Source organism: Bacillus sp. BR3(2024) (assembly GCF_039134555.1).
Lineage (GTDB): Bacteria > Bacillota > Bacilli > Bacillales > Bacillaceae_G > Bacillus_A > Bacillus_A cereus.
In genome coordinates this window covers 1,543,806-1,558,814 of the sequence record NZ_CP152433.1, presented here as the reverse complement: position 1 = coordinate 1,558,814, position 15,009 = coordinate 1,543,806, and the positions used below count along the sequence as shown (strand labels likewise).

The window sequence follows — 15,009 nt, the reverse complement described above, 5'->3', positions numbered from 1 at the left end:
GACCTCTTGGGCAGAGGCCTTATACTATATGCTGTATCGCTTCAACGATATCATCAAATTGGAAACTATCCGATCGGCCTTGCTTTAAAAATGTATTTATGCCTTCTACTTTATTTTTACATTCAAAAATATAAGCATTTTCTTCATTTTCTTGAATCGTTCCTAACTTAAAATACAATTCATTTTCTTTATAAATTGATAAAATCTTTCTCATTTCATTTGCAAGTTGCCAATGATGTGGTGAAACAATTTCTTCCATAATCCTACTTACTGAATCTAATACTGAAATTGCAGGATAATGACTAAGCGTTGCAAGCTCACGCTTTAATACGATATGTCCATCTAAAATACCACGTGCTAAATCTGGTACAGGGCCATTTAAATCATCCCCATCAACAAGTACCGTATAAATACCTGTTATAGATCCCTTTTGTGTTTTCCCGGACCGCTCTAACAACTTCTTCATATAACTTTCCATTAACAGTGTTTTACCACCAATCGGTAACTCTTTAACAGCAATATCAACACTTCTTCGTGCATCGGCAAAACGAGTAACAGAGTCCATCATAAGTAATACGTTATTACCTTGATCACGGAAGTATTCAGCAATAGACGTTGCGAGTTTCGCTGCACGAAGTTGCATAAGATGACTTTCATCTGAAGTCGCTACAACAACGACGCTTTTTCGCATACCTTCCTCGCCTAACTCTTTTCGAATAAAGTCTTTTACTTCCCGGCCACGTTCTCCTACTAAACTAATAACATTTATATCAGCTTTTGCATTTTTTGCTATCATTCCAAGTAAAGTTGATTTACCAACACCTGACCCAGCAAAAATACCAATCTTTTGACCGATACCAATTGTTAGCATAGAATCAATTGATTTTATTCCTGTTTCAAATACATCGGTAATCTCTTCACGTTCAAATGCATGTATAGGCGGTGCATCTAGTTTGATTTTCTGTAATGGAATGTTTTCAGCTTCCTCATTTAACACTTCACCATTTGCACTTAACACTTTTCCGAGCAAGTGATTACCACGTGGTACAACAACATCTTCTGAAACTAATGTCACTGAATCTCCATAACATACTTTTTCTGTCTGTTCAAATGGAAGTAGCATATTATTTTCTTTTTCAATGGCAATCACTTCACATAAGACGTTATGTTCTCCAACGAAGCAAACATCACCAATCTTCGCTTTCGGCCCTTTTGCTACGAAAAACTGTTCTTGTACACTATGAACTTTGCCTACTTTTGTATACAGCGGTGTTTCAATGAACTTATTCCATTTTTCGTTCTCATTCATTAACAGGCGGCTCATACATTTTGCTCCTCAAATAACTTCTCTTCTTCCCATTTCTGACGAAGTTTCGCAAATATAGGTGCAAATTTAAATTCAAAGAACTCTTTCTCTTCTTCCAGAACAAATTCACCAAACTGCAGGGAGAAATCATATTTCCATTCTACTAATTGTAGTAACCAATATTCTTTCGTATTCTCCTTCTCTTCTTGAATACGTTCAAACGTTTCTGGATGTACTGTAATGATTAATTTTTCAAACGAAGTTGGCAATGTTTGCACGATGCCAGTTAAAATAGGTAACACATCAAGCAATCGTGAATCTACCGCTTGATTCACGATTTTTTCTGCTAAATGAAATGATTGATCCCATAATAACTCTGTCCATTCATACGCTATTTCTTGTTGTTCTTTTTGAAACTGCACACGCGCTGCTTCCATCTGTTCCATTTGTTCATGAATATGCATTTGAAATTGTTCTTTATCTTGTAATAACTGCTGACGCTCTCGTTCTAGCATTTGCTGCTCTTGCCTTAGCTGATTCATTTCCATATGTAATGATTCTTGTTGGGCACGAAGCTCTGCATGATCAGCTTGTAATTCTTCCTCTTCTATTTGGACTGAAGCTGGTTTTGGAAATTGTAATTCATACGTTTCTTCAGAAAAAGAAACAGAATTCTTCGGAATTCTGTTTTTAAATAAGGACATCCTCTTCACCTCTTTGAACGATAATTCTTCCTTCTTTCTCTAGCTTTTTCACTGTACCAGTGATCGTTTGCTGCGCTTTTTCAGCATCCGTCATCTTAAGCGGTCCTAAGCCATCTAATTCTTCTAGAATCATCTCTTTACGGTTTGAAGACATACATGTAAATAATTTCTCTTTAATTTCTTCTTTTGCAATTTTAAGTGCTTTCGCAAGAACGCCGTTATCTGTAATTTCTTCTAATACACGGCGAAGCGCAAGATCTTCAAGACCAAGTAAGTCTTCAAAGACAAACATATTTTCTTTAATTTTCTCAGATAACTCATAATCGACTTCATCCAGCTTTTGAAAGACTGTTTTTTCAACACCTCGTGAAACATTATTTAAAATGTTTACGATTGTTTTCAAGCCATCAGTTTTATTAATTGCACTAAATGCCATATTATTTAATTTCGTTTTTAACAATTCACCAATTTGATTAATTAATTCACCATCAACTTGTTCTAACTTCGCAATACCCATTACCGTTTCTACTCGCTTATGATCTGGCAATCTCTCAATTAATTGAGACGCAAGTTGCGGTTTAATATAAGAAGCGATAATTGCAATTGTTTGTGGTGACTCATCATTAAGCACTGTAAGAAGTGGCTCTAAATCTGTAAGTGAATTTAAGAATTCAAATGGATTATCTTTGTTATACCAAAGGTCTTCCAATAATTTTTCCAGTTCGTCTTCTGGCATGTTTTTAAATATGCGACGAATATACTCTTTATCTGGAGTGACTAAGTTCAATTCTTTTACATTTAATTCATATAAGAACTCTCCTAGTACATTCTCTAACGTTTCTGGTTTATATACACGAAACTTCGCAATTTCACGAAGTAATACTTCTTTTTCCTCAGCTGTCATATATTCAATGACTTTTGCTGCCACCCCTTCGTCTAATGTACGAATGAGGATGGCAGCTTTTTCTTTGGAGGAGATTTCATCTAACATCGTTGTTCCTCCCTTACTGTCCGTTTAACCATTTTTTAATTACTTTTGCAGTACCTTCTACATGTTCTTTCGTAGCATCCTGCACTTGTTCATCTAACGTTGGTTCTTTCGGTTCTTCTGGTTCAGGTTTTGGCTCTGGCACTATTTTTTCTTCAGGAATTTCCAAGATACTTTCATTACTTGCAGCCACTTCCTCTTCTGCTAAGTATTCTTCATATTCCTCTTCTTCTTTCTTTCTCTTACGTCTTGCTAATAAGAACCATACTAGACCACCGATTGCTAATAAGCCAGCTGTAATTCCACCGAATAACCACCAGTTCATACCACTTTTTTCTGGCTCTTTCTCTTTTTCAGCTTTCGGCTGATCGAACTGAACAGTTACAACGTTAACTTGACCATTTATAAAGTTACCGTTCGGATCAGCTTGAAGTCCTGCCGCTGTTCCGATTGCTTCTTTGAAAGTTGTCATATCAATTCTTCGTTTTACTAACGTATCATTATCTACCCATACAACAACATTGGTTTTCGTTAATTCTGGGTGTTTCTTAATTGTTTCAACTGTTTTATCTATTTCATAGTTTTCGATTTTGTTGCCATTTTTATTATCATAGACAACTTTACCATTTTGATTATTGTTCGTACCGTAGTTTGGCACTTCACCGTTCGCTGTAATACCAGCACCTTGCTTCGTATCTGCCCCTTCTTGCGCAGTAGAGCTTTCCTCTTGCTCTTGTTTACTACGAAGTACACCTTTATCACCATATTTCTCTGACTGACGTGTAACTTCATCGTAGTTTACAGATACTTTCGTATTCACTTTATATTCATTCGGTTTAAACATCGTCATTAACGTTGCATCAATATCTTGCTTTAATTTACCTTCAAGTTGGTGCTGCATCTCTACTTCTTGCTCATAAGAAGAGGAACTACTAGAATGTGCTTCATCTGCTCCTTTTGAAATAACACCTTTTTTACTATCAATAACACTTACTTCTTCTGCTTTCACACCAGGAACCGCTGCACTAATCATTTGCTGTATACCTGCAACTTGATCAGCTGTTAACAATTGTCCACGTTTCACTCCAACCGTAATCGCCGCTGTTCCTTTCGCTTTTTCTTCATCAAAAATTGTCTCTTTTTCAGGCAATGTAATTTGAACATTTGCCGTTTCAACTGTCGCAAAGTTTCTTACAATATCTTGTTCCAATTGCTTCTTCGTACCGACAATTTGCTTCATTTTTTTATCTTGTTCACTTGAACCGAGAGAGCTTTCTAATAAAATTTCTTCACCGCTTTTCGAATTAAACGGTAAGCCCATCCCATTCATTTCTTTTCGAACCCATGGAGCATCATTCTTTTGCACACGAATTGAACCATCGGCCGCTAATTGGTAATCGACACCTAACTTCGATAATTCTGCTGTAATCTCTTGTTTATCTGCATCATTTAAATTTTGATATACAACAACATATTTATCTGGCAAGGTGAAGTATAAAAGTGCTCCTGTTACAATCGCTAAAAGCGCAGCACCGATTACTAACTTATGCCACGTTTTTAACGATTGGATAACATTTTTCATCTTTTCCATTTAAACACACCCGTCCACTTTCCTAAATTTGCATATTAATTAGTGACTTATAATTTTCAATAAGATTATCACGTACGAGAGCAGCCGTTTTCATTTGAGATTCAGCTTTCTTTTGCTGAATTAAAACGTCATGTGTTTCTCCTACCCCTTTAGTTAATAAATCATATACTGCTGTTTGTGCATTGTTTTGCGTTTGATTCATATCTTCCAATAAATCAATAAACTTTTCCCCCTCAACTACAGATGTTTGAGAAGTTTTCGGTGCACCAATTGACTGAATTGCTCCAAATGGTTGTGTATGTAACATTGGTTGAATTTTCATATTACTATCTTCCCCCTTATCCTCGGCCGATTTCTAAATCTTTATCAAGCATTTTTTTATTCGCATTTAATACACTCGTATTCGCTTCATACATTTTTTGAGCAACCATTACATTCGTCATTTCAGCAGTTACATCAATATTGGGATAACGTACATATCCTTCTTCATTTGCGTGCGGATGCGTCGGATCATACACTAAATTTTCCGTTTTGTCTGCTTCAATACTTTTTATTTTTACTCCGTTAGTAGGAGCCCCATCTAGCATACTTGCAAAACTATTGTTTGATTCTAGCACCACACTACGACGCTCATATAAATCTGCCCCCGGAGCCGCCGTCGTATTTGCATTTACAATATTGTTAGAAGTAACTTCCATCCACTTTCTCGCTGTCGTTAGTCCTGAGCCACTTGCATTAATTGCCTGAAACATCCGTTGTCTCTCCTTCTACTTTTAACGTCCGCGTGCCGCTTGGTTAATTGCATATTGTGTATTAATTGCGTTAATTGAAATACCGTATAACTGATTTGCTTTCATTAAATCTAGCATTTCTGTCGTTACATCCACACTATTTCCGTCTTTATTTGTTTGCATTGATTTTGTTTGAATCTTTGCATATGTATTTTTCGTATTTACTGTCGGCAAGTGCATTTCATTCGTTTGATATAAATCTGGATTACTCTTTAAATCAGCCGCATTGTTTTTATATAACGCACTACTTTTATTCATCTGCTCAGCAAATGTTACATCTTGTGCTTTATAGCCAGGTGTATTCGCATTTGCAATATTACTAGAAACCGTATTTCGTTTCGTCACTAAATAATTCATATAATGGCTTACATCACTCACTAAATCTGGCATATTCCACACCCTTCCTTTTCTAACTTAATGATCCACTGATAGAAGTTTCACTTCATTATTTATTTTCTTATATGCATTTATTAAAATATTTACTATTATGTACCCTTACATATTTTATTCCATTTTTTCATTGTTGTCTTTAGAAAAATATAAAAATATAAAAAAGAATGCAAAAAACTGTATACACACAGTAATCTATAGAACATTTCAATATATAAACTAAAGTCCATTTTTCTATTATTTAGATTACAATTATTATTTCATCACAGTCATAAAATGAAACCTCAATCAGCGGGTTCTTTATGTAAACGAAGGAATAGACCCCCTTTTAAAAGGGGAACCTGTTTCCAGACGTTATTATTAATATTTACCGTAAAATGAATTAGCCTTCATTCGCCCATCATTTGTCATAATCATTTCTTCCAAAATCTTTTGCTTATCCCGAATATGCTGTGCTGCCTTAATAATGAACGGGCTTACTTCTGCTGCAACTTGTGCACGCGTTTCTTCATCCAATGTCATCATCCAGCGATTTAACATCTCACTCTTCTCAGCAAACTCTCTGTCTGACACTTGCAATTCACCGATTTCATTAAAACAGCTGACAAACGTCCGATAAATATCATTGTTCATTTTCAAGTGCTCCGCGGTAACCGTCTATTAAATCTTGTAACACTTTCACAATTGCATCAATATCTTTCGCTTCACGCGTTACTTTCATCGTTTGAATTTGAATGCTAATCCAATCATATAAACCATAGAGACTATCATATAAATCTTTCGTAATCTCAGGATTTAATTGAAGCTTTAGTTCTTCAAAAATACGTTCTAATTTTTCAAGAAGTGCGTCCCCTTCTTGAAGTTTAAAAGTATGTAAAAGTTCTTCTAAATTACGAAACTCTACAATACATCTTTCATAAATAAAAATTGTATTTTTAATCGGATTACTCGTCATAATATCATTTTGCATATAACGTTGCCATGCTTGCATACGATCACTTCCTCAACTTTCATTAATCATCACTTTTTTGTTTTGTCATTGCTTTAATTGTTTTTAGTTGGCTATCAAGCGCTGCTAATGTACTCTCTAGCTTTTGATACTTCTTCACAATTTCATCTTGCTTTTGCAAGTTTTGCGTTTCAATATCTTTAATCTTTTTATCTAAATCACTTACACGCGAATCAATGTTTTTTACACGTTCTCCAACTACACCTTTATCACCGAATATTTTATCAAGTGGTTCTTCCATCATTTTTCCTAAACCGTTAGAACTAAAGAAAAATTGCTTCGCTGCATCGGGTTTTTCTTTTAGTGCTTGTGTTAATTTTTCATCATTAACTTCCATCGTTCCATCTTGCTTTAATTGAATACCAAATGTGAATAAATAATTACCATCTTGAGAAAATGTTGCAACATTGTTCATCGCTTGACGTACGCTTTGCATAATTACCTGCCCTTGGAAAACTCCATCTTTCCCAGCAAAAAGGTCAACTGTAGAAACTGCTTTATTATACTCTGCTACCATCTTTTTAATAATATTGGCTGTGTCTGTTACATTGGAATCACTTACCGTAAATTTTAATTCTACACCTTTTGTTTTTGGATCTGTGGTTGTACCGGTATCTGGTGTCCCTTCTACTTTCGGCTCAGTTACTTTTAACAATTCAATTTTCACGCCCGGAAGAGCCTCAATTGTATTAGTAAAACTTTCATCTGTAATACCATTAATACTATATTTAGCATTTTGTGCTTCATTGATTGTATTAAGCGCTAGGCCATCCGCATTAGCTAAACCAATATCTTGAAATAGTGTAGATGTGTTCCCCTCAAACTTAATTACTCCATCTGTTCCTTCTTTTTTCGAGGTCATGAAAATTTTATTTCCAAGTGTATAAGCTGATACGCCATAATCTCCATCATTAATCTTATTAATTAAATCTTTATATGTCATATCAGTTGTTACTTTTAATTCTTTACCGCCTAGTTTTAATGTTTCATCCTTAGGAAGCTTCGCATTTATATCTTTAATGTCATTTGAAGCTATTTGATGACGCTGTGCAAGCTGTGTAATCGTCATATTAAAAGTTCCTGCAATCGCCCCACCATCAGCTTTCACATTAATGTAGCCTTCTTGTGTTGTCGTTACTTTTTTCTCATTCCCTTTAAAAGCTGCTAAATCTTTAAACACTTGAGTAAAAGGATTAAATTGTGTCTTTAAACTTGCATATACTTGTTTATCTTGCGTAAGTTTTTGCTTTTCAGTAGCATACGGTGTTTTCCTCATATCTAACGCTTGCATCTCTAATTCTACTAGATTAGAAGTATCGATTATATTATTTCCGAGGTTCCAAATTTGTTGTCTACCACCAATACCTGTCATCGTTGTTCCTGCCATTTTTCTCACTCCTTATAGATTACATGTAGTCTAAAATACTTGTTTTACTCATCGTACTAACCGCTTTAAGCGTCGCTTCATACGTTGCATTTATATATGCCAAGTCAGAAATCGCGACCGCTAAATCGACATCCTCAATTTCTTTACGGTTTTCTTGAAGCGCTAAATTTTGCTCACTTAAAATTGTTTTAAACGTCTCCATTGTGTTCATTGTTGAACCAACTTCAGTTGTACGGTTAATGATGCCATCTAAGTTTTTCTTATTTTCTCCTAATAACGGTTGTAACGCTTTTTGGTCACCTTTTTGCATCGCTTCGCTCATCTGTTTTAACGTTTTTATAACCGGTGATAATAATGCTTCTCCGTTACGAAATGCCTTTAATTCATAACCATCATTTAATTGCCAGTTCACATCATTTTTTCCGCCCTGGTACGTACCATCTTCTGTAAATGGTGACTTTTCTGCACTATCACCACCGAAAATATAACGACCTTGCTCTTTCGTATTCGCTAAATATACAACTTGTTTTAAAATTTGATCAATCTCTGCACCAATGGCTTTCAATTCTTTTTCACCATTTGGCTCATTTAATGCCTGTACCGTTAATTGATCTGCTCTCGTTAAAGATTTAAAAATACCTTGTAAAGTATTTTCAGTTTGTGTTAATACATTTTTTGAGTCAGCTAAATCTTTCTGCATTTGTTCAATATTCGCCAATGAATGTTGAATCGCAAATGATTTACTCGCTGCTAGTGGATCTTCACTCATAAGAAGATTTTTCTTCCCTGAAGTTACTTGGTTTCTATGGTATTGTTGTTGCACATTCAAATCCATTAACTGATTCTTTGCCCAGTTTGCATTTTGAAATGTAGATACTCTCATTTCTATCTCCTCCTTATATATTTCCAATCAATTATTATCACTTATCGAATAATCGAAAATAGACTATCAAACACTTCATTCATTGTAGTAATAGCTTTAGAGTTTGCGACGAAATATTTTTGGAAGGCCATTAAATTTACCATTTCCTCTTCCATATTTACACCTTCAACGCTCATTTTTTCTTGTTGAATACCTTCTAGTAAGTCGCCATGAATTTTTTGATAACCATTTACTGCACTTTTATCAGATGCAACACGAACTATAAATTGATCTAATGCTTGTTTATAAGAAAGACCTTCTTTATAATCGTCCTCTGTAACTGCTGCTAGTTTATTTGCTGTTTCAGCAGATATTTTCATTTTCGAAATATCTTTTTGGAATTCTGGATTTAACTTCATATCTTTCGCATGATCTCCAACGAAGAAATCTTTTCCCATCACTGTATTCACTTGATTTTTCATCGAACTCATTAAGTCTTCAAGATTTTTTTTATAATCAACTATCTTCGCTTTCGTGTCAATCGCTGATTTTATCGCACCGCTAGTTACATTGATTTCTGAACCGTAAATCTCAACTGACATTGGGTCTTTTTCTTTATTTAATTGAAGTGGATATGTATCTTGTCCATTTACTGTTAAAATACCATTCATTCTAACACTCGCGATATTAGGATTCATAGATTCATAAGATACTTCTATATTTGCATACTTAGACATCTCTGTAACGATGCGATCTCGTTCGTCTAAAAGTTGATTTGGCACTTGTGTACCTGCTTGTCCAATTTTATGATTCGCTTCTGCTAAACTAGCAGCAAGACGATTAAATTCATTAACATGCGCTTCAATATCTTCTGCCGTCTGTGCTTCCACTGTATCTATGTTTTTCGCAAGACGATTGACTTGACTTGTGAACTTCCCAGTTTCAGAAATTAATGTATCGTAGTAGTTTGGTTGTTCTGGATTTTTCGCCACTTCACGAAAGGCATTAAAGAAACCGTCCATTAAACTAGATAATGAATTCTTTCCTGTCGTTCCAACCATAGACTCTACACGTGATAAAGTCGAATTCATGTAGTTATAGTAAGAGAGCTGAGATAATTGATCATTAAACTGCTTCGTCTTTACCTCATCAGTAATACGGTCAACACCTAGCGTTTGTACACCGTAACCAATTCTCTGTTCTGGCGTATGACCATTGCTTGCTCCAACAGATCCGTAATTCACCATTTGACGCACATAACCCGGTGTATGAATGTTAGACAAGTTTTGTTTCGTTGTTTGTAACCCCATTTGAGCCGCTAACATGCCCGATAGCGGTGTATTATAATCAGATAATCTCATAAAGCTTCACTTCTCCTTTACAATAGTTCGTTCATAAAGATTTGCGAATTATTGTTTCGCTCTAAGTTATATTCAGAAACAGAATCCACAATACTTTCTGTAGTTTTTAATAGTACGTTTAAGTAATATTGATTTTTCAAAAGAATCATTTTTACATTCTCTTCTAATTCAGTTACGTTTTTTTGTAATTCTTCCATTTTTTCAATTTCTTCTTGAGAAAAATACGAAAATAACGCACTTACACGAAACGATTCAACTCCTTGTTCTTTACAGAACTGAACAACCATTTCTTCAAATGAGCTTGATAACCCTTTTAAACCATCAATGTACTGCAATTGCTCTACTTGCAACTTTTGAACTGCATTTACATTTTTATTTTTTAAATTCTCATATATTTGCTCTCCAAGCGCTTGAATATTTTCATACGCTTTTTGAATAATAACGAGTTTTTCATATAATTGTATGTACATATAGCTTCCTTCCTTTTACAAGACTAAATTCACAATTAAACCATGGATTTCTCCAATTTGATTTAACATTTCTAAATGTCCTGTTTTCGTATTAATTAAATTCATCACATCTTCTAATTCATTCAATCCCATTTCTGCCTGTTTCACAATCGTCATTTTCTGTGAATATCCGTAACGTGGGTGACGAGACATGACATCTTTATACTGCAATACATTATCAACGTAAAAATTCAAAAATGATTTTACTGTATTTTTGTATTCCATTACATTATCAAGCGTTAATTCCATTTCAATTTTCTCTTTAATTTCTCCAATATTATCGACAAACGCTTCCATTTGTTCTAGTAATTTATCTTTTTTCGGATCTGCATGCAAATTATCCGAAAATGCAAGTCCTGTCCTGACATTTGCTTCTTTCGGCATTTGAGTAGCAGGCGGTATATGCGATAAAATTGGATTATGCGAGATAGAACGTAGCATATATATCACCTATTTATTTTTTTATTTCTTCCTAAACTTAATCGTAAAATCCAGTTATTTATAATTATACTCTGAACAGTAATATTTTGCAGTTATTTTTTATAAAAGATATGTTACAATTTAGCATGAGGTGGCACAATTCTATGAATATTTTCCTTTGTGGTTCAAATCAATTAACAGCATTAGATCAAGAAGAAATTAAAAAATTTCTAACTGACTATGCTCACAAACATAAAATTTACATATTATGTTATAAATCTATTGAAAATGAGGTTCTTCGTTTTTTCGTTGAGAATGAAAGACTCGCTCAAAATTTATGCCTTTACACGCTGCAACCATTGCAAGCAATAACAGATGAATTTCAAGAAGTCGTTGATTACTTAAAAAAACACGGAGCCGAATATGTTGCTTTTGATCATCCTTCTGACTCCATTTACCGATCAGATTATATGTTTTTTGTTAAACAAATTATTGAAGACACTGATTTAGTTCTCTGTTTTTATAATGGGGACAAACATACATCTGTTATCCCTGTCGATGTTGCAAAAGAAGCAGGTATTGATGCTGTCATTTATGATTTACCAGGATTACATGAAAAGCAAATGAAAAAAAGCTTTGAACAAAAAATTCGTATGATGTAAAGGGGGAGGCACAATATCATTATTGTGCCCATTGTAAATATGATAATTGAACAAGATTATGATCATTTTATCGCGAGTTTTAAACAACAATTCAATATGGATATCGCTTCTTATAAACAAGATAGAATGCGCCGTAGAATCGATGCTTTCATTTCGAGAAAAGGCTTCGAAAACTACACTAATTTTTTAAACAAATTACGCGCTGATCAAAATTTATTTTTAAATTTTATTGACTATATTACAATTAACGTTTCAGAGTTTTTTAGAAATAAAGAACGCTGGCAAACTTTAGAGTCGAAAGCACTACCAAAATTACTCGAACAAAATAGCGGAAAATTAAAGGTATGGAGTGCCGCTTGCGCTGCTGGTGAAGAACCGTACACACTCTCTTTAATTTTATCAAAGCATCTAGCTCCATTTCGTTTTGAAATTCAAGCAACAGATCTTGATTTTCATATTTTAGAAACCGCAAAACGCGGTCAATATACAGAACGTTCTCTGAAGGAATTACCTAATGATTTGAAAGAACGTCATTTCACAAAAGAGAATGATATATATTCATTGCATCAAAACATTAAACAAAACGTTACGTTCAAACAGCACGACCTTTTAATGCAGTCGTTCGATACAAATTATGATTTGATTATTTGTCGTAACGTAATGATTTATTTTACAGAAGAAGCAAGAGTAAAACTTTATGAAAAATTTAGTCGTTCTTTACGAAAAGGCGGTGTACTATTTGTTGGTAGTACGGAACAAATTTTAACACCCGAACGTTACAATCTTCAGCGATTTGATACATTCTTCTACGAAAAAATATAAAAGAGGTCGTCACAATGGAGTGACGACCTTTTTACATAACTCGAATTAAAATAATACCGACAATCCATATAAAGAGAAAAAGAAACGTCATAGACCATTTATGTTCTTGCACCGTATGTTTCAACGCCTGTGACAATTGTGTCATGTTCATTTCCGCAAGCGCTCTCCATACACTTACATCCCGATTTTTAGCAATACGGTCTGTAACGCTAATTAAAATTGTTTCGTTAGACAGTTTCGTTATATAAGCAGTAATAACCGTTACCATCAAATTTATATTTCCTTCTGAAGAATCACTTTCCACTCTAGAGATAAGTGCACTCACATCTAGTAACGGAATATGTACTTTTCTACCAAATGATAGTTGTACTTCAGCGAAATCATATGTTCCATCTAACAAAGGAAGTTCTTTTATATGCGCCTGCTTAACAAGCCCTTGTAGGCTTCTAATTACTTGTTCAAATATTTTTTCTGTTTGCTTACCTTCTCCAGATAACATGTGTAACTTTTTAAAAAGTTGTAACACTGTATCCATCTCTTTAGAAAGCATTTCCTTCATAATCTTTCCATCACTTAAACTTGCAAGTAAAATACCTATTTCATTATTTTTCGAAATAATTTTAGACTGTCCAGTAAACACTAAATTGCTACGCTTTCGTTCTTTCTGGATTTCATGCTCCGAAATAGCTGCAGGCTGTTTTAATGGTTGTAACGCCTTATCTTCAATTGTCGTACGTTTAATCTCCATTTAAGCGCCTCCACTACTATGAAATAATTAGCCCCATTCTTTATTACTCTTTAAAACTAAAAACAGTACGAATAAACCTGACATGATAGTAAACACATCAGAAGCTTGCACTCCCTGTTCACCTTTTTCTTCTTTCTTGTCTTTCGGTTCTTCTTTTTGTTCTTTCTTTTTAGAGGCAACTTGTTTGTTATTTTTCTCTTTTTGGTCCTTCCCCTTATGTACTTCCTTGTTGTCTTCGAACGGCTCTTTTATAACGTAAGTAAATTCCTCTTTCTCTTTCAACGGTTCTTTTATAAACTTATTTACTATCTCATCTTGCGTCGGAATTTGAACAACTGGCAAATTTTCTTCTGGAAGCGGGTTTTTGACTTTCGAATCTTCTTGTTTCTCATTTTCTTTCTTATCTTCTAATTCATTTTCTAGTTTATTATCTAATTTTTCTTCTTTTTCTTTCTCTTCTATCTTTTTATCATCTTCGTTTTTTGGCACCAAAACAGAAATGGTATATTCACTTTCCTCAACAAGTTTATTACCTGCTGCATCTATTATCTCTACAAGTAATTCGTATGGCCCAACCGGCAATGCTTCTGTTATTTCAAATACTTTTTGCCAATCCATATCATGCTTGTTGTAGTCTAATAAAAAGGAAAGCTCTTTATTTTCTTTCCCTTTTAATGTAACGCGCACTTCTTTTACAACCGATTCTATATCTGACGCTTTTACTCGTATATGTATAGAATCTCCCTGTTTTCGTTCAACTAAGTTCTCTTTTACTTCATCAATAGTAACTTTCTGTAACTTTGGCAATTCTTTATCTATAGTTGGCGTTTCATTTTTAATACGAATGAGCGGGACTTTCACTTCATTTTTTATGAGCTCTTCTTTCTCATTCTCTTTGTAACTTTGAACGAGCTGAAGATTCCAATCACCTTGCAAATCAAAATCCCCTGCTTTATAGTTAGCAACCCAGCTCTTCGTTTCTTCATCATACTCAAAAGATAACATTCTTTCTTGCGCATATTGCTCCCCATTTTTTTGTAACTGCAATATACCTTCCATACTTTGAATGTTTTTCCCATTTGGTTCTACAGCAATTCGCACCTCTTCGCCAACTTTAAGCTCCGGCTTATTTACTGTAATAATTCCCTGTTCTGTTTCTATCTTTCTTTCACTCAATTGTTTATTTACTACTTCTTGTTGTTCTGCTTCTTTTTGTTTCTCCTCTTTTTGTTTCTCTTCTTTTTGTTTCTCTTCATCTTGTTTCGTTTCCACTTGTTCTGACGATTCTTGAGATTCCTTATTTTCTTCTTGTACATTCACTTCATTTATTTTTTGATCTGACTCAATTTGTTCCTCAGCCTGACTTTGCAAGGGGAAGAACAAGCACACATGTATGCATAGCCAACTCATTAGAAAAAACTTTACGTTTTTCATCTACTAGTTCAAACTCCTATTTCAA

At 34.3% G+C, this 15,009-nt stretch carries 18 protein-coding genes; 2 read left to right on the top strand and 16 right to left on the bottom strand.

All coding sequences use genetic code 11. The features are described from left to right. Positions 1–19: 19 nt before the first annotated feature. The 14 genes from fliI to V7S45_RS08060 all read right to left on the bottom strand — a co-directional run bounded on the left by fliI (position 20) and on the right by V7S45_RS08060 (position 11,339). Positions 20–1,324 (bottom strand): flagellar protein export ATPase FliI, encoded by a 1,305-nt coding sequence (fliI, locus tag V7S45_RS08125; protein WP_000088693.1) that lies wholly within the window; start codon positions 1,322–1,324, stop codon positions 20–22. Then, complete coding sequence (locus V7S45_RS08120) at positions 1,321–2,010, bottom strand: FliH/SctL family protein (protein ID WP_000051695.1); 690 nt, start codon at positions 2,008–2,010, stop codon at positions 1,321–1,323. Before V7S45_RS08120 ends, fliI begins: the two co-directional genes overlap by 4 nt. Next, entirely contained in the window at positions 1,997–3,001 is a 1,005-nt protein-coding gene (gene fliG, locus V7S45_RS08115) for a flagellar motor switch protein FliG (RefSeq protein WP_000883356.1), read from the bottom strand. The genes V7S45_RS08120 and fliG overlap by 14 nt, the downstream gene beginning before the upstream one ends. A 13-nt stretch (positions 3,002–3,014) precedes the next feature. Next, positions 3,015–4,589, bottom strand: coding sequence for a flagellar M-ring protein FliF C-terminal domain-containing protein (locus V7S45_RS08110; RefSeq protein ID WP_025687642.1), 1,575 nt, complete (start codon positions 4,587–4,589; stop codon positions 3,015–3,017). A gap of 22 nt (positions 4,590–4,611) precedes the next feature. Then, positions 4,612–4,911, bottom strand: a complete 300-nt coding sequence (gene fliE / locus V7S45_RS08105) for a flagellar hook-basal body complex protein FliE (RefSeq protein ID WP_025687641.1) — start codon at positions 4,909–4,911, stop codon at positions 4,612–4,614. A 16-nt stretch (positions 4,912–4,927) separates the two neighbouring features. Beyond that, positions 4,928–5,341, bottom strand: a complete 414-nt coding sequence (gene flgC, locus V7S45_RS08100; RefSeq protein ID WP_000484680.1) for a flagellar basal body rod protein FlgC — start codon at positions 5,339–5,341, stop codon at positions 4,928–4,930. A gap of 21 nt (positions 5,342–5,362) precedes the next feature. Further along, positions 5,363–5,770 carry a flagellar basal body rod protein FlgB gene (flgB, locus tag V7S45_RS08095; RefSeq protein ID WP_001113108.1) on the bottom strand — a complete coding sequence of 136 codons (408 nt, stop codon included), beginning with the start codon at positions 5,768–5,770 and terminating at the stop codon, positions 5,363–5,365. A 360-nt stretch (positions 5,771–6,130) separates the two neighbouring features. Then, positions 6,131–6,403, bottom strand: coding sequence for a hypothetical protein (locus tag V7S45_RS08090; protein WP_001058088.1), 273 nt, complete (start codon positions 6,401–6,403; stop codon positions 6,131–6,133). Continuing rightward, positions 6,393–6,761 (bottom strand): flagellar protein FliS, encoded by a 369-nt coding sequence (locus V7S45_RS08085; protein ID WP_001149516.1) that lies wholly within the window; start codon positions 6,759–6,761, stop codon positions 6,393–6,395. The genes V7S45_RS08090 and V7S45_RS08085 overlap by 11 nt, the downstream gene beginning before the upstream one ends. A gap of 22 nt (positions 6,762–6,783) precedes the next feature. Then, the gene (locus tag V7S45_RS08080; protein ID WP_025687640.1) at positions 6,784–8,166 is read right to left on the bottom strand and encodes a flagellar hook-associated protein 2; all 1,383 of its coding nucleotides are present in this window, start codon (positions 8,164–8,166) and stop codon (positions 6,784–6,786) included. 19 nt (positions 8,167–8,185) lie between these two features. After that, on the bottom strand, positions 8,186–9,049 hold the full coding sequence (locus V7S45_RS08075; RefSeq protein ID WP_001266403.1) for a flagellar hook-associated protein 3: 864 nt from the start codon (positions 9,047–9,049) through the stop codon (positions 8,186–8,188). A 41-nt stretch (positions 9,050–9,090) separates the two neighbouring features. After that, positions 9,091–10,389, bottom strand: a complete 1,299-nt coding sequence (gene flgK / locus V7S45_RS08070; protein WP_025687639.1) for a flagellar hook-associated protein FlgK — start codon at positions 10,387–10,389, stop codon at positions 9,091–9,093. A gap of 17 nt (positions 10,390–10,406) precedes the next feature. Then, complete coding sequence (locus V7S45_RS08065; protein ID WP_000275878.1) at positions 10,407–10,859, bottom strand: hypothetical protein; 453 nt, start codon at positions 10,857–10,859, stop codon at positions 10,407–10,409. A gap of 15 nt (positions 10,860–10,874) precedes the next feature. Then, positions 10,875–11,339 carry a YaaR family protein gene (locus tag V7S45_RS08060; protein ID WP_000946323.1) on the bottom strand — a complete coding sequence of 155 codons (465 nt, stop codon included), beginning with the start codon at positions 11,337–11,339 and terminating at the stop codon, positions 10,875–10,877. Between the two features lie 143 nt (positions 11,340–11,482). Between V7S45_RS08060 and V7S45_RS08055 the strand changes: the two genes are divergently transcribed. Beyond that, positions 11,483–11,980 (top strand): flagellar motor switch protein FliG, encoded by a 498-nt coding sequence (locus tag V7S45_RS08055; RefSeq protein ID WP_001020110.1) that lies wholly within the window; start codon positions 11,483–11,485, stop codon positions 11,978–11,980. A 39-nt stretch (positions 11,981–12,019) separates the two neighbouring features. Next, complete coding sequence (gene cheR / locus V7S45_RS08050; protein WP_000582875.1) at positions 12,020–12,802, top strand: protein-glutamate O-methyltransferase CheR; 783 nt, start codon at positions 12,020–12,022, stop codon at positions 12,800–12,802. Positions 12,803–12,833: 31 nt separating this feature from the next. Here the strand turns inward: cheR and V7S45_RS08045 are convergent, their stop codons facing one another. Next, the gene (locus V7S45_RS08045) at positions 12,834–13,550 is read right to left on the bottom strand and encodes a hypothetical protein (RefSeq protein WP_025687638.1); all 717 of its coding nucleotides are present in this window, start codon (positions 13,548–13,550) and stop codon (positions 12,834–12,836) included. 27 nt (positions 13,551–13,577) lie between these two features. After that, on the bottom strand, positions 13,578–14,984 hold the full coding sequence (locus V7S45_RS08040; RefSeq protein ID WP_025687637.1) for a hypothetical protein: 1,407 nt from the start codon (positions 14,982–14,984) through the stop codon (positions 13,578–13,580). Positions 14,985–15,009 lie beyond the last annotated feature (25 nt).